This window comes from Anaerococcoides asporogena, assembly GCF_029590275.1.
Lineage (GTDB): Bacteria > Bacillota > Clostridia > Clostridiales > Clostridiaceae > JG1575.
Genome location: NZ_CP120965.1, coordinates 725,971 through 743,912 on the forward strand (window position 1 = coordinate 725,971; position 17,942 = coordinate 743,912).

The window sequence follows — 17,942 nt, forward strand, 5'->3', positions numbered from 1 at the left end:
AAAATTTAAAATAATGGAGGTCAATCAATGGAATTCTTTAACAGTGCAGTAGATGTACTTCAAACCCTCGTCGTCGCACTCGGTGCAGGCCTTGCCATCTGGGGCGTCATCAACCTTCTCGAAGGCTACGGTAACGACAACCCCGGTGCCAAATCCCAGGGCATGAAGCAGCTCATGGCGGGCGGCGGTGTCGCGCTCATCGGCATCGTACTGGTGCCGCTGCTTTCCGGTCTGTTCGGTTAATCGGGTAGAAAGCGATGGAAAGCATACTCGACAAAATCACCGAATGGCTGAAGACGATGCTTGTAGAAGGCATCATCACAAATTTGTCGGGGATGTTTGATAACGTCAACCAGCAGGTTGGCGAAATCGCAGGTCAAGTGGGATTGACGCCGGCGGCATGGAATGCCGGCGTCTTTTCCATGATCCGCAGCCTCTCCGAAAGCGTCATCATCCCCATCGCGGGTGTGATCCTTGCCTTTGTGATGACCTACGAGCTCATCCAAATGGTCATCGACCGGAATAATCTTCATGACATCGACACCTGGATCTTTTTCAAATGGATCTTTAAAACCTTTGTGGCCGTCCTTCTGGTCACCCATACCTTTGATATCATCATGGGCATCTTCGATATGGCACAGTCGGTGGTCAACAGCGCTTCCGGCGTCATTTCAGCGGACGCCTCGGTGGATCTTGCCACCACAGTGGCTGACCTTCAGACACGACTGACCGCCATGGAACTGGGTCCGCTTTTTGGACTCTGGTTTCAGAGCCTGTTCATTGGCTTTACCATGCAAGCCCTGAGTATCTGTATCTTCCTGGTTATCTATGGCCGCATGATCGAGATCTATCTGGTCACGTCGGTGGGACCCATCCCCATGGCCACCATGGTCAACCGGGAATGGGGCGGTATGGGACAGAATTATCTTCGCTCCCTTTTGGCCCTGGCCTTTCAGGCCTTTCTCATCATGGTCTGTGTCGGCATCTATGCCGTCCTGGTGCAGAACATTGCCACGGAACCCGACATCATCAAAGCCGTATGGACCACACTCGGTTATACCGTTCTGCTCTGTTTCACCCTGTTCAAGACCGGAAGTCTTGCCAAATCCATCTTTAATGCCCATTAAGCGAAAGGAGAAAAGCCTGTGGCCTATGTCCCTGTACCCAAGGATCTGACCAAGATCAAGACCAAGGTGATGCTCAATCTCACCAAGCGTCAACTGATTTCATTTGGCAGCGGTGCTCTTCTGGGCGTTCCGCTGTTTTTTCTTGCCAAGCCCCACATGAGTGTCAGCACGGCAGCTCTTTTGATGGTGCTGTCCATGCTGCCTTTTTTCCTGCTGGCCATGTATGAACGAAACGGTCAGCCCCTGGAAAAGATCCTTTATCAGCTCATTCAGAGCCGATTCATCCGACCGAAGAAGCGCCCTTACCGGACCGACAACTTATATGCCGCCGTAGAGCGGCAAACCAATCTGGACAAGGAGGTAAAAGCGATTGTCCACCAAGAAAACCATCCAACGAAAACTCAGCCGCGAGGAAAGAAATCGCATTGAAAGCGCCATCGCCAGAGCCAAGCGAGACAGCAAGGTTCCGGCAACGGCCCAGCAGACGATCCCTTACCTGCGCATGCATCCCGACGGCATCTGTCAGGCAACGGATGCCTTATATACCAAGACCATTCAGTTTCAGGACATCAACTATCAGCTGGCTCAGAACGAGGACAAGACGGCTATTTTTGACGGTTGGTGCGATTTTCTCAACTACTTTGACAGCTCCATCCGCTTTCAGTTCTCTTTCCTGAATCTGAGCGCCAGCATCGAGGAATTCGAGCAGTCCATCCTGATCCCGAACCAGAACGATGACTTCGATGACATCCGAGAAGAATATGCCAATATGCTCAGAGGTCAGCTGGCCAAAGGCAACAACGGCCTGTCCAAGACCAAGTTCATCACCTTTGGCATTGAAGCAGAGAATCTTCGCACGGCGAAGCCCAGGCTGGAGCGCATCGAGAATGATCTCCTGAACAGCTTCAAGCGCCTTGGCGTCGCAGCAGATCCTTTGAGCGGCAAAGACCGCCTGAAGCTCCTACACAGCATCTACCATCTGGACGGTCAGGAGCGCTTTCTCTTTGACTGGGACTGGCTGCCATTATCGGGCCTTTCTACCAAGGACTATATTGCGCCTTCATCCTTTGATTTTTCCGAGAGCAGGAACTTCCGGATGGGCAGAAAGCATTGTTCCGTTTCCTTCCTCCAGATCCTCGCCCCCGAGCTCAACGACCGCATGCTGGCGGATTTTCTGTCCATGGACAACAGTCTGGTGGTGACGCTCCATATCCAGTCCATCGATCAGACCTCGGCCATCAAGACCATCAAGCGAAAAATCACCGATCTGGACCGGATGAAGATCGAAGAGCAGAAGAAGGCCGTCCGTTCCGGCTACGACATGGACATCATCCCGTCAGACCTGGCTACCTACGGCGGTGAAGCCAAGAAGCTGCTGCAGGATCTGCAGAGCCACAATGAGCGTATGTTCCTCATGACCTTTCTGATCATGAATACCGCCGACGGCAAACAGACGTTGGACAACAACATCTTTCAGGCCCAGGGCATTGCCCAGAAATACAACTGTCAGCTGGTCCTGCTGGATTTCCAGCAGGAATCCGGTCTTAACTCATCCCTGCCCCTTGGTCACAATCAGATCGAGATCCAGCGGGGCCTGACTACTTCCAGCACCGCCATCTTTGTGCCTTTCACCACCCAAGAACTGTTCCAGCGCGAAGGAGAGCCTCTCTATTACGGGCTTAATTCATTGTCCAACAACCTGATCATGGTGGATCGGAAAGCCCTGAAGAATCCAAACGGTCTGATCCTGGGCACTCCGGGCAGCGGCAAGTCTTTCTCTGCTAAGCGTGAGATCGCCAATGCCTTTCTCATCACCCAGGATGACATCACCATTTGCGATCCCGAGGGTGAGTATTACCCTCTGGTGGAGCGTTTGCAGGGACAGGTCATCAAGATCTCACCCACCAGCGGACATTACATCAACCCTATGGACATTAACCTCAACTACTCAGAGGACGAAAGCCCGTTGTCCCTGAAATCCGACTTTATTCTCTCCCTTTGTGAGCTTATCGTCGGCGGCAGAGAGGGCCTCCAGCCCATTGAAAAGACCGTCATAGATCGCTGTGTGCGGATGGTGTATCAGGCCTATCTCAATGAGCCAAGGCCGGAGAACGTCCCCATTTTGGGAGACCTGCACCGAACCCTTCTGGAACAGCCGGAAAAGGAAGCCCGGCTCATTGCAACGGCACTGGAAATCTACGTCAGCGGCTCCCTCAACGTTTTCAACCACCGGACCAACGTGAATATCCAGAACCGCCTGGTCTGCTTTGACATCAAGGAACTGGGCAAGCAGCTGAAAAAGCTGGGCATGCTCATCGTCCAGGACCAGATTTGGGGCAGCGTGACTGCCAACCGTGCCGAAGGCCGAAGTACCCGCTACTACATCGATGAATTCCATCTGCTGCTCAAGGAGGAACAGACCGCCGCTTACTCCGTGGAGATCTGGAAGCGATTCAGAAAGTGGGGCGGTATCCCGACGGGCATCACCCAGAACGTCAAGGACCTGCTGTCCTCACGGGAAATCGAAAACATCTTTGAAAACAGCGACTTCGTCTACATGCTGAATCAGGCAGGCGGGGACCGCCAGATCCTGGCCAAGCAGCTCAACATCTCACCTCATCAGCTGTCCTATGTCACCCATTCTGGTGAAGGTGAAGGCCTGCTATTTTACGGGAATGTGATCCTGCCCTTTGCAGACCGTTTCCCGAAGGATACCGAGCTCTACCGCATCATGACGACGAAGCCAGCTGAGGTCAAGGGGGTGTGAGATGAGCGCCAAGAAAGCCAAACGAACCGTCACCCGACTTCGGTTCACCGAGGAGGAACGCAGCACCCCGGAGCATCAAAAAGCAACACAGAAGGTGGACAAGGCAGCGAATAAGCTGGAGAAAGCAGCAAAAAAATCCAAGGCAGAATCGCTGGGAACTCGCGAAACGAGCATTTCCTTTGGTCCCATGAAAAAGCCAGTAAAACTGCAGTTTGAAGAGCTTCAGGTGAAGAAAACACCCTCGGCTTTAAAGTCCGCAGCGGCGACCCTGCTTGCCGCAGAGGTCCAGCGGCAGATTGCCAGATCAGAAGATGACAATGTCGGCGTGGAGGCTGCCCACCGCCTGGAAGGAACCGCTGAAGGCACCGTCCGGACCGCACAAAATGCACACCGGTCCCATGCACTGAAAGCGGAGCGAAAATCCCTGAAGGCGGAGAAGAAACTGGACCAGGCCAACGTCAGCCTGCTTCAAAAACGGGCAGCCAGTGAACAGCCGCTCTTATCGACCAATCCCTTATCCCGCTGGCAGCAAAAGCAGGCCATTAAGAAGGAATACGCTGCTGCCAAAGCAGGAAAAGGTGCGGAAAACGTTCAGAAGGCGGCCCAAACCACCGTGAAAACAGCGAAAAAAGCGAAGGAGGCGCTGGAAAAGGCTGCTGCTTTCGTTGCCCGGCACAGCAAAGTTTTTCTGGGCATTATCGGCATCTTCTTTGTTGTCATGCTGATCCTGAATACCTTTGCCAGCTGCTCTCAGATGGCCGTGGGCGGGCTCAATGCCTTTCTCACCACCTCCTACACTGCATCCGACGAGGACATCACCGCTGCTGATCTGGAGTACACACGTCTGGAGGCAGACCTTGAGTATGACCTGCTCAACATCGAACGGGATTATCCCGGCTTTGATGAATACCGATACACGGTAGATCCCATTGGCCATGATCCTCATGAGCTGATCGCCTACCTGACGGCAAGATTCGAAGATTTCACCTACGCGGAGGTCGAAGCTGAGCTGCGATCTCTCTTTTCCTCCATGTACAACTTAAGCATCACAGAGACTGTCGAGGTGCGATACCGCACCGAAACCCGTTACTGTGAACTTCCCATGATTTCTCCTACTCAACACTAATTAATTCCATAATGAACCTATTTAAATTAAGGAATAGAGGCTGTTCCCCACGTTTTCGGTTGCGGAAATGCGGGGTTTTTAATCTTATTATTTCCACGAACCATCTCCCCAGCTTAGTTTCACTGATATTGAGGCTTCGCTCGAAGAATAAATACCTTGGGTGACCGTTGAGCTGGACTTTAAAGCGATCGTCTTGCCCGCCAGCCTTCAGGGCGGAAGCGGGCCGGACATCCAGCACCTTATCAATCAAATACTCCCAGCCATCTTTTTAAAGCGAGCTTACTTGGGACAGATTTTCTTCTTCCGTAAAGGAAGCAATGATGGCTATATAGACCTTTGACTCAGAATTCACGTGTCGAGATCACTATTCGATATATACTTCACAATATCGCTGTTGGAATGAATGGTTATTCAATCAGCCCTATTTTTCGCTATATGGTTCAAAACTTGAAATCCAGGAGTTCGGGTGGTACTTCCAGTTCTTTGACAACGGAGAAGAAGAAGGTATCCTCACTGAGGCGATGCGCAAACATATCATCATCCAGAAGATACTCTGTAGTAAAAAGATTGGCTTCGTACTTCATCTGGGACGAAGTTTCATTAAGCGAAAAACCTTGGGAAGGCTTCATCTTGGCTGCTTTATGGTTATATGCTTTTTTTGATTGATACAGGAAGAAACCCTTGCAGGAGATTTGTGTCTTGCCTAGGGCAGCACATTAATGATGCGCCCTATGGAATGAGCCGGTCTCCAGGGATCAGGCTCATCATATTAACGCATTATGCAGGATCATTCCAGCAAATTATTTTTATCGACATGTAATCACTTTCATAAGAACTGATGAACTCATTTCATATTCTCATTCAGGAAAAATTCATTAAAGACTATTAAAGCAAATTGTCTGTCCAAAACTAAGGACAGGACCTCTATTCCGAGCAGAATCAAGCTGCCAGGATGACATTGGCATCGCCATCGAAGCTCAGGATGTGGTGGATAAACGCTCATTGCCTAAGTGCTGAGAGAGAAATCAAGTAAAAGCAGAGGCATTCCTTGCAGTAAGGAGTGCCTCTGCTTGATGGCGGAAGCGGTGGGATTCGAACCCACGGAACCCATGAGGTTCAACTGATTTCGAGTCAAAGTCCTCTATTTATACTTTAGGGAAAAACAGAGAACTGAGCCGCCAATAGCGGAAGCTGACAAACCCAGTGGTTTCAAGGCTTTTCAAGCCATTAGACTCTCAAAATCGAAGAAACCCTTGTGCTGCAAGGAGTTCGAATATTTTCCGATTTTGAGCCGATTCAGGGGAGAAAAAAGCCTTTTGGGGAGAATTAGGGGAGAACGACACAGCTCAATCACACAAACAACAGCGCAGAAGACACCTACCGTCAACTGAAAAAGGAAAGGTGGAATCTGCATGATAGAGAAGTTCCAGGACTATGCGGAGATCAAAAAAGCATATCCAAAAACGATGAGCAAGGATCAGTTTTATCGCGTTGCTCACATCAGCAAAGCGACGGCGCTCTTCTTGCTTCAAAGCGGTCTTGTTCCGTGCAAGGACTCCGGCAAGAAAACGCGCCGATATACGATTAAGACAAAAGATGTCATCCATTATCTGCAAGAGCGGATTGTCAGCCCAGAAAAGTTCCAAGCCGTTGACGGATGGTACATGACCCGTTCTGGATATGGGAAATCCAGAAATACTGGCAAGGACAAGCTGATGTCCCTCACCCCGGAGCAAAATGAATTGCTTCGGCAGTATTTCGAAAACGAGCTGATAGGCTACGATGATCTGATGAACACCTATGAGTTCTCAACCTTTTTAGGCTACTCCCGTACAACGGTGATTAGCTGGTGCAACCAGAAGAAGCTAAAAGCATTCAGCATATCGGGCAGCTTGCTCATTCCAAAAATTACAGCCGCCGAGTTTCTTGCCTCACCGAAGGCTTACTGCATCAGTCCAAAGTCATTCCGGCACAAGCTTTTCATTGAAGACTTCTACTCAAAATACAATATCTAAGCCAACAACCGAAAAATCTCCCCGTTATTGCACTGCGCACAGCAGAACAATGACGGGGCTTTTTTATATTTATATGAAGATTGGAGGGAAACCGATGTACCCCAGAGGATGCACTGTGGCATTCGATGTTTTGATGAAAGAAACGCCTTATGACCACTTCGATAGCGGCTGCGATGGAATCTGCCCGGAATGCCGGACTTGCCGTTTCCATCGCCCGTTCTGGAAATACCAGACTTGTGTTTTCACACAATGCCCCTATTCCCCGGTAACGCTGTCTACACTGCGCTGCCAGCATGATCAGGCAAAGGAGTGTTGAGCAGATGGCAGTCTACCGCGTAAACAAAAACCGTGGCTATACCGTTATGGCGAACTTTCACCTCCGAGACAAAAATCTGTCTCTCAAGGCAGTAGGGCTTCTCTCCAAAATGCTCTCTTTTAACGACGGCTGGAAGTTCTCCACACGCGGTCTTTCGGCAATCTGCAAGGAAGGTCCCGATGCGATCCTCTCCGCTCTGCGTGAGCTTGAGCGAGGCGGGTATCTTGTCCGTCATCGAAGCAGGGACAGTAAAGGCAGAATGAATTGCATGGTTTTTGAGATTTATGAGGAACCTCAGCCCACTTCACCAGATACGGAACAGCCACACATGGAAAATCCCGATGTGGATAAGCCAGATGTGGAAAAGCCTTGCAGGGATAATCCCTCACAAAGAAATACTAATCCAGTAATTACCCAAGAAAGAAATAACTCTTTGAGCAATTATCAATCCATCAATCTTGATGGGACGGATGGGATGGAAAAGCGAGCGCAATATGAAGAGTTAATCCGGGATAATCTTGAGCTTGACATTCTCACTCAAAATCAGCGTTTTGATACAGATCGTGTAAATGAGATGGTCGAAATCATGCTGGATGCCGTATGCTCCACAAGCCCTACTATCCGCATCAATGGCGAGGATATGCCACAGCAAGTGGTGAAATCCCGCTTTCTAAAATTGAACAGCAGCCACATAGAGTATGTCCTTCATGCGATGGATGAATGCCCCTCAGACATTCGGAATATCAGGGCTTATATGCTCACGACGCTCTATAATGCACCGCTGACGATGGACAACTACTATTCTGCCCTTGTGAATCATGACATGAACAGCGGCAGACAATTTCGATGAAGGAGGTCTGGATCATGAGCGTATTTCACTACCACGGAGGCTTGCCGCCTTAGAGGTTGTAAATCCCTTCGATTCTCAGAAAGGAGGTTCCTATGCAGGATGAAGTAAATACCAAAGTCGTTGCTATCGCAATCAGGGGCGGTAAAATCACTGCTGAGATTCTGGAAAAAGCACTCAAGAAGTTCATCGAGGAAATTGAGAAAGCGCAAAAAACCGCCTCTCAGCCAAAGACATACCGGGGAAAGCAAACCATCAAACACCTCGTTGAGCAAAATGCCGCAATCAGCAATATCGAAGTGACAGACGGAAATATCAAGGCATTTGAGCGGACTGCCAGCAAGTATGGTATCGACTACGCACTCAAAAAAGATATTTCTGAACATCCTCCGCGTTACCTTGTTTTTTTCAAGGGGTGCGATGTCGATGTAATGACTCAGGCATTCAAAGAGTTTTCCGCAAGGACGGTCAAGCAGAAGGACAAGCCTTCTCTCAAGCAAAAGCTCTCCCGCAGCATGGAGCAAACCAAAGCGCAGCATAAAGAAAGGGCGAAGATCAAGGCGAAGGATCGAGGCGTCGAGCTATGAAAAAACAGCTTGACATCAAAAAGCTTATCCTTCTCAATCTCCCCTATGTGTTTGCGTTCTACTTCATGGACAAAATTGCTGCTGTTTTTCGTATGGCTCCCGGTACTGAGTTCATTGATAAACTCACCGGGGGCTTTGCTAATTTCGGCAGCGCATTCACCAATCCTTTACCCAGCTTCAACCCGACAGATTTGCTCATTGGACTGGCGGCAGGAGCCTTACTCAAACTGGCAGTCTACATCAAGGGTAAAAATCGGAAGAAGTTCCGGCAGGGAGAGGAATACGGTTCTGCTCGATGGGGCAAGCCGGAGGACATCAGACCGTACATGGATGCGGATTTTTCCAATAATGTTATTCTCACTCAAACAGAGGCTCTGACGATGACCAGCCGTCCCAAACAGCCCAAATATGCCCGAAACAAAAATGTTTTGGTCATTGGCGGCTCTGGATCAGGTAAAACAAGGTTCTTCGTCAAGCCAAATATCATGCAGTGTACTTCGAAGGATTTCCCGGTTAGCTTTGTGGTCACTGATCCGAAAGGCACTTTATTGGTCGAATGCGGCAAAATGCTTGAGAAAAACAGATATGCCATAAAGAGCCTGAATACCATCAACTTCAAGAAGTCGATGCACTACAACCCCTTTTCTTACATCCGTTCTGAAAAAGACATTCTGAAACTGGTCAATACGATTATCGCCAATACGAAGGGAGATGGCGATAAGTCCGGTGAAGATTTCTGGGTGAAGGCAGAAAAGCTCTATTACACAGCCCTCATCGGCTATATCTGGTACGAGGCACCGGAACACGAGAAAAACTTTACAACCTTGCTCGAAATGATCAATGCCTCAGAAGCCAGAGAGGATGATGAGACCTTCAAGAATCAGGTGGATTTGATGTTCGATGAGTTGGAAGCCCGCGAGCCTGACCACTTTGCGGTGAAGCAATACCGCAAATATAAGCTTGCGGCGGGCAAAACTGCGAAATCGATTCTGATTTCCTGCGGTGCGCGGCTTGCTCCATTTGACATAGCTGAACTTCGAGAGCTGATGAGCTATGACGAAATGGAGCTTGATACCCTCGGAGATCGCAAAACAGCTCTCTTTGTGATTATTTCCGATACCGACGATACCTTCAACTTCGTGGTGGCAATCATGTATTCCCAGATGTTCAACTTGCTCTGCAATAAGGCAGATGACTTTTACAATGGCAGATTACCTGTCCATGTCCGCTGCCTTCTGGATGAGTTTGCCAATATCGGTCAGATACCCAAGTTTGACAAGCTCATCGCCACCATCCGCAGCCGGGAGATTTCCGCAGCCATCATTTTGCAGTCGCAGTCTCAGCTCAAGACCATCTACAAGGATGCAGCCGATACCATTATTGGCAACTGCGATGCGACTCTCTTCCTCGGCGGCAAGGAAAAATCCACTTTGAAGGAACTCAGTGAGGTGCTGGGGCGTGAGACAATCGACCTATACAACACCTCAGAAACCCGTTCCACAAACAATTCTTATGGGCTGAACTATCAGAAGCTCGGAAAGGAGTTGATGTCTCAGGACGAAATCGCTGTTATGGACGGAGCTAAATGTATTTTGCAGCTTAGAGGCGTGAGACCTTTTCTCAGTGACAAGTACGATATTACGAAGCATCCAAGATACAAGCTGCTCTCGGACTATGATAAGCGTAATGCCTTTGACATTGAAAAATACCGTTCCCGCAAGCTGGTGGTAAAGCCCACTGACAAGTTCGATCTCTATGATATGGGCGAGATCGAATCTGAATGAAGCCCCGTCTTGTACTGCGCAATGAAGCAGAACAACGACGGGGCTTCTATTTTTTTGCCCATTTTTGATTATCCACAAAACGGAAAACAACAAGGAGGACACTTTATGCAGTTTATCACTCAGGCAGTTACGGTTCTGCAGACGCTCGTTATCGCTCTCGGCGCTGGTCTTGCGGTTTGGGGCGTGGTCAACCTGATGGAAGGCTACGGCAATGATAATCCGGGCGCGAAAAGTCAGGGGATCAAGCAGCTCATGGCGGGTGGCGGTGTGGTTCTCATCGGCACTACGCTCATTCCGCTCCTGTCCGGTCAGTTCGGCTAATCGAAAGCCGGTAATACGCTGGGAGGGCGTTGAGAAACACGCCCTCCCTCTATTTTTTTACTTATCAAGGAGGATTTTTTATGCAGTTTATCACTCAGGCAGTTACCGTTTTGCAGACGCTCGTTATCGCCCTCGGCGCTGGTTTGGCGGTTTGGGGTGTGGTCAACCTGATGGAAGGCTACGGCAACGATAATCCGGGCGCGAAATCACAGGGGATCAAGCAGCTTATGGCGGGTGGCGGCGTGGTTTTGATCGGCACTACGCTGATCCCTCTGCTGTCCGGCTTGTTCGGCTAATCAAGTCAATCCAGCTTAACCGAAAGGTGGTGAAATATTGGGCAGCATCTTAGAAAAAATCGAAGAAGCGATTAAAGAACTGCTCATCGGGTGGATTGAAAACAACCTGACCAATATGTTCACCGATGTCAACGACAAGGTAGGCGCAATAGCTGGCGAGGTTGGAAGAACACCTTCCTCATGGAACAGCGGAATATTCCAGATGATCCGGGGACTATCCGAAAATGTGATAGTCCCCATCGCTGGTATCATTATCACCTTTGTCCTATGCTACGAGCTGATTTCCATGATCACCGAGAAAAACAATATGCACGAGATGGACACATGGATGTTCTTCAAGTGGTTTTTCAAAGCTGCTGTGGCGATCTACCTCGTTACCAATACCTTTGACATCGTGATGGCGGTGTTTGACATCGGTCAGAATGTTGTTTCAGGTGCAGCCGGAATTATCAACGGCAGCACAAATATCGACATACAATCTACGCTCGATTCAATGCGCACCGGCATGGAGGCAATGGAAATCGGTGAACTGCTCGGTTTATCCATAGAAACGCTGGTCATCAGCCTATGCCTCAAAATCATGTCCATTCTCATCATGGTCATCCTCTATGGTCGAATGATTGAGATATATTGCACGGTCAGCGTCGCGCCAATTCCCATCGCAACCATGAGTAACCGCGAATGGGGCAGCATCGGGACGAACTATCTCAAGGGATTGTTTGCACTGGCGTTTCAGGGCTTCCTCATCATGATTTGCGTGGGGATTTATGCGGTCCTCATCAACAACATGATCATTGCAGCAAATATCCATTCGGCATTGTTCTCTGTTGCAGCGTACACGGTCATTCTGTGCTTCTCGCTGTTCAAAACAGGCGCACTTGCCAAGTCAATCTTCAATGCCCACTAAGGAAGGAGGGTCAGTTTGCAAAAGTATTCCGTTATCTATGCCGATCCTCCGTGGCAATATCGGACCTACTCCAAGAAAGGACAGGGACGGTCGGCTGAAAGTCATTATCCGACAATGAGCATTGAGGACATCAAGGCTCTTCCCGTGAAGGAGCTTGCAGCAAAAGACTGTGCGCTCTTCATGTGGATTACATTCCCATGCTTGCAGGAGGCGTTACAAGTCCTTGAAGCATGGGGATTTTCGTATAAAACCGTGGCTTTTGTTTGGATAAAGCAAAACCGCGTCAGTGATGGACTCTTTTGGGGCATGGGCTACTGGACACGCGCCAATGCGGAACTCTGCATTCTTGCCACAAAGGGACATCCGAAGCGGGCAAACTCCGGTGTCCATCAGGTTATCGTCAGCCATATCGAGCAGCATTCCAAAAAACCGGATGAGACCCGCGAACGCATTGTTCAGCTCATGGGTGATGTTCCACGCATTGAGCTTTTCGCAAGGCAATCGCCCGAAGGCTGGGATGTGTGGGGCAACGAGGTTGAATGCAGTATCGAGCTGTCATCGGAGGAAGCGCCATGCTCCGTCTAAAGCCCGTCTCGCTCAAAGAGGCAAATGAATATGTGAAGCAGCATCAACGCCATCATAAGCCGGTTGCCGGTCATAAGTTTTCCATTGGATGTTTGTCAGATGGAGAGCTTGCCGGGGTGGTGATCGCCGGACGCCCGGTTAGCCGCTATCTGGACGATGGGTGGACGCTTGAGGTCACTCGGCTCTGTACCAACGGTGAAAAAAACGCTTGCAGTTTCCTCTATGGTGCTGCGGCAAGGGCTGCTGCGGCAATGGGCTATGACCGCATTATCACCTATACGCTCGAATCCGAAAACGGCGCAAGCTTGAGAGCTTCTGGCTGGACTTGTCAGGGCGTTGCCGGTGGGCTGTGTTGGACAGGCAAGCGAAAACCGCCGGATGAGCGCTATCCGGCTCAAATGAAGCTTCGCTATGAAAAGAAACTGCGAAAGGAGGTTTCCAATGGCATTTGTACCGGTCCCGAAGGATCTTAATCGCGTGAAGACAAAAGTTATGTTTAACCTGACAAAGCGGCAGCTTATCTGTTTTTCGGTGGCTGCGGCAGTCGGCACTCCGGTTTTCTTTCTCACAAAGACCTCTCTTGGTTTGTCAACGGCAGCAATGCTGATGGTTGTCATTATGCTTCCGTTCATCTTCTTCGCGCTCTATGAGAAGGATGGACAACCGGCTGAAAAAATCCTCGGTCATGTGGTGAAATCCATGTTTCTGAGGGACAAGGTGCGTCCTTATCGCACGAATAATCTCTACGCTGTAATTCAGCAGGAAATCAAAGAACAGGAGGAATTGCAGATTGAACAAAAGACCGCAAAAGACCGCAAAGTCTAAAATGACGATAAAAAACGGCAAGGTGTACGGCGATGCACTTTCCGCTGAGGAAAAGAAGAAAATCGTCATGCAGAAGAGAAAGGACAAGAAGGCTCGGAAAGTTCCCAAGTCTGCCCAGCAGACGATTCCTTATGTGGAAATGTGCCGTGACGGCATTTGCAAGGTGAATAGCCGCCTCTACACCAAAACCATTCGCTACAACGACATCAACTATCAGCTTGCCCAGAACGAGGACAAGACTGCAATCTTTGAGAATTGGTGCGACTTCCTCAACTACTTTGACAGCTCGATTTTTGTCCAGCTTTCCTTTATCAATCAGAGAACGAACATCAATGAGTTCAAGAAGTCCATTCAAATCCCTGAGCGGGATGATCCCTTCAATGACATCCGCACGGAGTATTCCGGTATGTTACAGGAACAGCTTGCCAAAGGCAACAACGGCTTGCTCAAGCGCAAGTACATCACCTTTGGCGTTGAGGCAGACTCGCTGCGTACCGCAAAGCCCAAGCTTGAGCGCATTGAAAGCGACATCCTGAACAATTTCAAGACACTCGGCGTAAAAACCGAGCCTCTTTCCGGCTATGAACGGTTGAAGGTGCTGCATGATGTGTTCAACATGGACACCAATGAGCCGTTCCGCTTCTCCTTCGATATGGTGGCTCGCACCGGGCTTAGCTCGAAGGACTTCATCGCCCCCACCTCGTTTGACTTCCGTGAAGGGAAATGCTTCAAGATGGGCAAAACCATTGGCGCGGTCAGCTTTTTGCAGATTCTCGCGCCGGAACTCAATGACCGTATGTTGGCTGATTTTCTCGACATGGACAGCAACATCACGGCCAATTTTCATATCCGTACTATTGATCAGGCAAAGGCAATCAAGAGCATCAAGTCGAAAATCACGGATCTCGACAAGATGAAGATTGAAGAGCAGAAGAAGGCTGTCCGGTCCGGCTACGACATGGACATCATCCCTTCTGACCTTGCAACCTTTGGCGGTGAAGCAAAGCGGCTTTTGCAGGATCTCCAGACGCGAAATGAGCGGATGTTCCTCGTGACAATCATCCTGATGAACACTGCGAACTCCCGCCAGAAGCTTGAGAATGCCGTTTTCCAGACTGCCTCCATCGCTCAGAAATACAACTGTGCGCTCAAGCGTCTGGACTTTCAGCAGGAGGAAGGGCTGATGTCCTCTCTTCCCATCGGCATCAATCAGGTGGAAATCGAGCGTGGGCTGACAACTTCCTCGACGGCAATCTTTGTCCCGTTTACGACGCAGGAGCTTTTCCAACACGGGGAAGCTCTTTATTATGGGCTGAATGCGCTGTCCAATAACATGATCTTGGTTGACCGGAAGCAGCTCAAAAACCCGAACGGGCTGATCCTCGGAACACCCGGCAGCGGTAAGTCCTTCTCCGCGAAAAGAGAGATGACGAATGCCTTTCTGATTACTGATGATGACATCATCGTGTGTGATCCGGAGGCCGAGTATTATCCTCTTGTTCAGAAGCTCGGAGGTCAGGTTATCCGCATTTCTCCCATCAGCCCGGATTACATCAACCCTCTGGACATCAATGTGAACTACTCCGAAGAGGAAAACCCGCTGACGCTGAAATCCGACTTTATCCTTTCCATGTGTGAGCTGATCGTTGGCGGCAAGGACGGGCTGCAACCGGTGGAAAAGACCATCATTGACCGGAGAGTCCGCATGGTCTATCAGGACTATCTTGCCAATCTCATCCCTGAGAAAATGCCGATTCTCGAAGACCTTTACAACATTCTGCGCAACCAGAAGGAGCCGGAAGCGCAGCGGATCGCCACTGCCCTTGAGATTTATGTGCATGGCTCTTTGAATGTCTTCAACCACAGGACGAATGTGGATGTCAATAACCGCTTTGTCTGTTATGACATTAAAGAGTTGGGAAAGCAGCTTAAAAAGCTGGGAATGCTTGTCGTTCAGGATCAGGTCTGGAATCGTGTTACCATCAACCGCTCGCAGCACAAGGCTACGCGCTACTACATGGATGAGTTCCACCTTCTTTTGAAGGAAGAGCAGACCGCAGCATACTCCGTCGAGATTTGGAAGCGGTTTAGAAAATGGGGCGGGATTCCTACCGGGATTACTCAAAATGTGAAGGATCTGCTTGCTTCCAGAGAGATTGAAAACATCTTCGAAAACTCTGATTTTGTCTATCTGCTGAATCAGGCATCCGGCGATAGGCAGATTCTCTCGAAGGCGTTGAATATCTCCCCCAGCCAGCAGAACTACATTACCAACTCCAATGCCGGTGAAGGACTGATCTTCTACGGCTCGACCATCGTCCCATTCAAGGACAACTTCCCGACGGACACGATGCTTTATCGAATTATGACCACCAAACCCGATGAAATGCTTTAAGGAGGATTTTGAATATGAACAAGAACACCAATCAGAATATTGAGGCGATGGTAGAGGAAATGACCGAGCTTTACGGCGATACGCCCGTTGAGCTGACCTTCCGCGAGGTAAAGGAGGGCATCGACATCCTCTTCGGCTTGATGGGGCTTACGGTTGAGCTGGTCAACCTGATCCGCGAGGAGTCCGAGCTGAAAAAGCACCACAGAGCCTACCTTCATGTCAGAGAGGCAATCGACAAGTGCGTCGCTGAGGTTGCCGAGCATATCTCCGACACACTTGATTCCTTCATCGACAAGGAGCAGATGACGCGCTGTGGGGATTTTCCCTTTGCCGAGGCTAATGATTACGACGAAACTGTCACGCTGCCGAAAGAGAAATATGACCTTATGGTCGAGGATCTGCTGACGATGGCAGAGCTGATTGTGATGGTTTCGGATATGCGCACGAAGGATGTCCGCGTTATCGGGGAGCTGGGCAAGTATGTTCCCGCCTTTGCCGCCTTTGAGAAAGGGCGGCTTTCTCTTTACCGCGAGGCTGCGAAAGAGGCTGAGGAAATTGTTGAGCGCTGGGATGAAGAGTTGGACAGAGACTTTGAGCCGGACGAGTATTTCTCTGACTGAGATACGGAAAGCCCATCACTGCACATGGCAGTGATGGGCTTGAGGCTCAGATAACAGTGTCATCCAGCAGGAAATCTATGATGCCGATATTCAGAATGCCGTTATCATCGTACCAGCGCTTGCGAATGTCATGCCGCACAATGATCTTTGGGAAGGAATCCCCGGTCAGGTCGAGGGGCTTATTCTCCGTTATGGCTTTTTCCTCCGTCCCCAGTGCATAAGCAGATTGGATGTAGGTCTTCCTGCCTCCGGCGTTCGCTATGAAATCAATCTCTCGTGCCACCTGAGATACATTGCCCTTACTGTTTTTTTCGCTGGAATACACGATCCCGATGTCAACCGCACACTCTCGGATCATCAGCTCATTGTAGATGATGTTTTCCATGATATGCGTCGGTTCCTGCTGCCGGAAGCCAATCCGCGCATTCCGCAGACCGAGGTCTTCACAGTAATACTTGTTGGGGTAGTCGAAGTAGCTCTTGCCCTTCACATCCCAGCGCTTGCATTCGGTGAACAGGAAAGCGTCAGACAGATGATCCATGTAGGACTTTACGGTGTTCAGGGCAACGACATTCTCTCCGGCGCGTTTTTGCTTGGAGTTGATAGTGTCGGCAACCCGCGTCGGATTGGTGAGCGAGCCGATGGAGGAACAGAGCAGATCAAGGATTGAGGACAACACATCCTCCCGCTGAATATGCTTGCGCTCCACGATGTCCTTCAGGTAAACCTCAGAGAACAGCGAGCTGAGATAGGTCATCTTGGCTGCATCGGTTGGACGGGACAGGATCAGCGGCATCCCGCCGTAGAAGGCGTAGTTGTCAAAAGCCTCGCTCTTATCCCCACCCACGGCAGAATAGTATTCCGCAAAGCTGAGAGGATGCACACGGATTTCATCGCTGCGCCCCCGAAACTCGGTGAGGATGTCAGAGGACAGCATCCTTGAGTTGCTGCCGGTGACATAGATGTCCAGATGGGACAGGGATTTCAAGTCGTTCAATGCGTCGTAAAAGGTGATCTTCTTCCCGTCTGCGTTGTAGGGATTCGGCACTTCATCGGACATTTGAATCTCGTCAACAAAAAGATAGAATTGCTCATCTTTGCCTTCTACCATCTCCCGGACAGCCGATGTTAGCTCCAAGGGATTGCGGAAACGAATGTCCCGTGCCAAGTCAAGCTCAAAGGACAGAATGTGATCCTCCTGTACGCCCTGACCGAGCAGATAGTCCCGAAATAGGTTGCCCAGCAGATAGGACTTCCCGCAGCGTCGAATGCCGGTGATGACCTTCACCTGTCCGTCCCACATGAAAGAAATGATTTTATTCAAATAGCGATCCCGTTTGATTTCCATAAGCACCTCCGTTGAAAACTTACTCGCTTTATTGTGCTACTTTTCAATGAGTATTATACACCAGTCAGAGAGCGAA

The 17,942-nt window shown here is 49.8% G+C and carries 19 protein-coding genes; 17 read left to right on the plus strand and 2 right to left on the minus strand.

The genetic code is table 11. The annotated features are described in order from the left end of the window. The first annotated feature begins 27 nt into the window (after window positions 1–27). The 5 genes from P6M73_RS03480 to P6M73_RS03500 are packed head-to-tail and all read left to right on the plus strand — an operon-like array spanning window position 28 to window position 5,020. Window positions 28–243: a Maff2 family mobile element protein gene (locus tag P6M73_RS03480; RefSeq protein ID WP_084234496.1), complete on the plus strand. Its 216-nt coding sequence runs from the start codon at window positions 28–30 to the stop codon at window positions 241–243. Between the two features lie 14 nt (window positions 244–257). Further along, window positions 258–1,127 carry a VirB6/TrbL-like conjugal transfer protein, CD1112 family gene (locus tag P6M73_RS03485; protein WP_277854745.1) on the plus strand — a complete coding sequence of 290 codons (870 nt, stop codon included), beginning with the start codon at window positions 258–260 and terminating at the stop codon, window positions 1,125–1,127. Between the two features lie 18 nt (window positions 1,128–1,145). Further along, on the plus strand, window positions 1,146–1,556 hold the full coding sequence (locus tag P6M73_RS03490) for a PrgI family protein (protein WP_277854727.1): 411 nt from the start codon (window positions 1,146–1,148) through the stop codon (window positions 1,554–1,556). Further along, window positions 1,498–3,894 (plus strand): VirB4-like conjugal transfer ATPase, CD1110 family, encoded by a 2,397-nt coding sequence (locus tag P6M73_RS03495; protein WP_277854746.1) that lies wholly within the window; start codon window positions 1,498–1,500, stop codon window positions 3,892–3,894. Before P6M73_RS03490 ends, P6M73_RS03495 begins: the two co-directional genes overlap by 59 nt. Window position 3,895: 1 nt before the next feature. Beyond that, window positions 3,896–5,020 carry a CD1108 family mobile element protein gene (locus P6M73_RS03500; RefSeq protein ID WP_277854747.1) on the plus strand — a complete coding sequence of 375 codons (1,125 nt, stop codon included), beginning with the start codon at window positions 3,896–3,898 and terminating at the stop codon, window positions 5,018–5,020. A 440-nt stretch (window positions 5,021–5,460) separates the two neighbouring features. On the opposite strand, the gene P6M73_RS03505 is transcribed toward P6M73_RS03500, so the two are convergent. After that, window positions 5,461–5,649 (minus strand): hypothetical protein, encoded by a 189-nt coding sequence (locus P6M73_RS03505; protein WP_277854748.1) that lies wholly within the window; start codon window positions 5,647–5,649, stop codon window positions 5,461–5,463. Window positions 5,650–6,432: 783 nt separating this feature from the next. Between P6M73_RS03505 and P6M73_RS03510 the strand changes: the two genes are divergently transcribed. The 12 genes from P6M73_RS03510 (at window position 6,433) to P6M73_RS03565 (ending at window position 16,518) form a co-directional block, all read left to right on the plus strand. Then, window positions 6,433–7,035 (plus strand): helix-turn-helix domain-containing protein, encoded by a 603-nt coding sequence (locus P6M73_RS03510; RefSeq protein ID WP_277854749.1) that lies wholly within the window; start codon window positions 6,433–6,435, stop codon window positions 7,033–7,035. Window positions 7,036–7,355: 320 nt separating this feature from the next. Beyond that, entirely contained in the window at window positions 7,356–8,201 is an 846-nt protein-coding gene (locus P6M73_RS03515; protein ID WP_277854750.1) for a DUF6017 domain-containing protein, read from the plus strand. A gap of 92 nt (window positions 8,202–8,293) precedes the next feature. Continuing rightward, the gene (locus P6M73_RS03520; RefSeq protein ID WP_277854751.1) at window positions 8,294–8,785 is read left to right on the plus strand and encodes a PcfB family protein; all 492 of its coding nucleotides are present in this window, start codon (window positions 8,294–8,296) and stop codon (window positions 8,783–8,785) included. Continuing rightward, window positions 8,782–10,569: a VirD4-like conjugal transfer protein, CD1115 family gene (locus P6M73_RS03525; protein WP_277854752.1), complete on the plus strand. Its 1,788-nt coding sequence runs from the start codon at window positions 8,782–8,784 to the stop codon at window positions 10,567–10,569. Before P6M73_RS03520 ends, P6M73_RS03525 begins: the two co-directional genes overlap by 4 nt. A gap of 105 nt (window positions 10,570–10,674) precedes the next feature. Continuing rightward, window positions 10,675–10,890, plus strand: coding sequence for a Maff2 family mobile element protein (locus P6M73_RS03530; RefSeq protein WP_277854753.1), 216 nt, complete (start codon window positions 10,675–10,677; stop codon window positions 10,888–10,890). An 80-nt stretch (window positions 10,891–10,970) separates the two neighbouring features. Beyond that, window positions 10,971–11,186: a Maff2 family mobile element protein gene (locus tag P6M73_RS03535; RefSeq protein WP_277854754.1), complete on the plus strand. Its 216-nt coding sequence runs from the start codon at window positions 10,971–10,973 to the stop codon at window positions 11,184–11,186. 37 nt (window positions 11,187–11,223) lie between these two features. Further along, window positions 11,224–12,093 carry a VirB6/TrbL-like conjugal transfer protein, CD1112 family gene (locus P6M73_RS03540; RefSeq protein WP_277854755.1) on the plus strand — a complete coding sequence of 290 codons (870 nt, stop codon included), beginning with the start codon at window positions 11,224–11,226 and terminating at the stop codon, window positions 12,091–12,093. A 15-nt stretch (window positions 12,094–12,108) separates the two neighbouring features. Continuing rightward, window positions 12,109–12,678: an MT-A70 family methyltransferase gene (locus tag P6M73_RS03545; RefSeq protein WP_277854756.1), complete on the plus strand. Its 570-nt coding sequence runs from the start codon at window positions 12,109–12,111 to the stop codon at window positions 12,676–12,678. Then, entirely contained in the window at window positions 12,666–13,151 is a 486-nt protein-coding gene (locus tag P6M73_RS03550; protein ID WP_277854757.1) for an XF1762 family protein, read from the plus strand. Before P6M73_RS03545 ends, P6M73_RS03550 begins: the two co-directional genes overlap by 13 nt. Then, window positions 13,120–13,503 carry a PrgI family protein gene (locus P6M73_RS03555; protein ID WP_277854758.1) on the plus strand — a complete coding sequence of 128 codons (384 nt, stop codon included), beginning with the start codon at window positions 13,120–13,122 and terminating at the stop codon, window positions 13,501–13,503. Before P6M73_RS03550 ends, P6M73_RS03555 begins: the two co-directional genes overlap by 32 nt. A 1-nt stretch (window position 13,504) precedes the next feature. Continuing rightward, window positions 13,505–15,898, plus strand: coding sequence for a VirB4-like conjugal transfer ATPase, CD1110 family (locus tag P6M73_RS03560; protein WP_277855724.1), 2,394 nt, complete (start codon window positions 13,505–13,507; stop codon window positions 15,896–15,898). Between the two features lie 14 nt (window positions 15,899–15,912). Further along, window positions 15,913–16,518 carry a nitrogen fixation protein gene (locus tag P6M73_RS03565; protein ID WP_277854759.1) on the plus strand — a complete coding sequence of 202 codons (606 nt, stop codon included), beginning with the start codon at window positions 15,913–15,915 and terminating at the stop codon, window positions 16,516–16,518. A 46-nt stretch (window positions 16,519–16,564) separates the two neighbouring features. Here the strand turns inward: P6M73_RS03565 and P6M73_RS03570 are convergent, their stop codons facing one another. Continuing rightward, window positions 16,565–17,866: an ATP-binding protein gene (locus P6M73_RS03570; RefSeq protein WP_277854760.1), complete on the minus strand. Its 1,302-nt coding sequence runs from the start codon at window positions 17,864–17,866 to the stop codon at window positions 16,565–16,567. Window positions 17,867–17,942 lie beyond the last annotated feature (76 nt).

Excerpts from the sequence above, each read along its gene's own strand:
- P6M73_RS03570 (WP_277854760.1), bottom strand. The coding sequence starts at position 17,866 with ATGGAAATCAAACGGGATCGCTATTTGAATAAAATCATTTCTTTCATG.
- P6M73_RS03485 (WP_277854745.1), top strand. The coding sequence starts at position 258 with ATGGAAAGCATACTCGACAAAATCACCGAATGGCTGAAGACGATGCTT.
- P6M73_RS03505 (WP_277854748.1), bottom strand. The coding sequence starts at position 5,649 with ATGAAGCCTTCCCAAGGTTTTTCGCTTAATGAAACTTCGTCCCAGATG.
- P6M73_RS03480 (WP_084234496.1), top strand. The coding sequence starts at position 28 with ATGGAATTCTTTAACAGTGCAGTAGATGTACTTCAAACCCTCGTCGTC.
- P6M73_RS03510 (WP_277854749.1), top strand. The coding sequence starts at position 6,433 with ATGATAGAGAAGTTCCAGGACTATGCGGAGATCAAAAAAGCATATCCA.
- P6M73_RS03520 (WP_277854751.1), top strand. The coding sequence starts at position 8,294 with ATGCAGGATGAAGTAAATACCAAAGTCGTTGCTATCGCAATCAGGGGC.
- P6M73_RS03565 (WP_277854759.1), top strand. The coding sequence starts at position 15,913 with ATGAACAAGAACACCAATCAGAATATTGAGGCGATGGTAGAGGAAATG.
- P6M73_RS03555 (WP_277854758.1), top strand. The coding sequence starts at position 13,120 with ATGGCATTTGTACCGGTCCCGAAGGATCTTAATCGCGTGAAGACAAAA.
- P6M73_RS03500 (WP_277854747.1), top strand. The coding sequence starts at position 3,896 with ATGAGCGCCAAGAAAGCCAAACGAACCGTCACCCGACTTCGGTTCACC.
- P6M73_RS03550 (WP_277854757.1), top strand. The coding sequence starts at position 12,666 with ATGCTCCGTCTAAAGCCCGTCTCGCTCAAAGAGGCAAATGAATATGTG.
- P6M73_RS03535 (WP_277854754.1), top strand. The coding sequence starts at position 10,971 with ATGCAGTTTATCACTCAGGCAGTTACCGTTTTGCAGACGCTCGTTATC.
- P6M73_RS03560 (WP_277855724.1), top strand. The coding sequence starts at position 13,505 with ATGACGATAAAAAACGGCAAGGTGTACGGCGATGCACTTTCCGCTGAG.
- P6M73_RS03530 (WP_277854753.1), top strand. The coding sequence starts at position 10,675 with ATGCAGTTTATCACTCAGGCAGTTACGGTTCTGCAGACGCTCGTTATC.
- P6M73_RS03525 (WP_277854752.1), top strand. The coding sequence starts at position 8,782 with ATGAAAAAACAGCTTGACATCAAAAAGCTTATCCTTCTCAATCTCCCC.
- P6M73_RS03515 (WP_277854750.1), top strand. The coding sequence starts at position 7,356 with ATGGCAGTCTACCGCGTAAACAAAAACCGTGGCTATACCGTTATGGCG.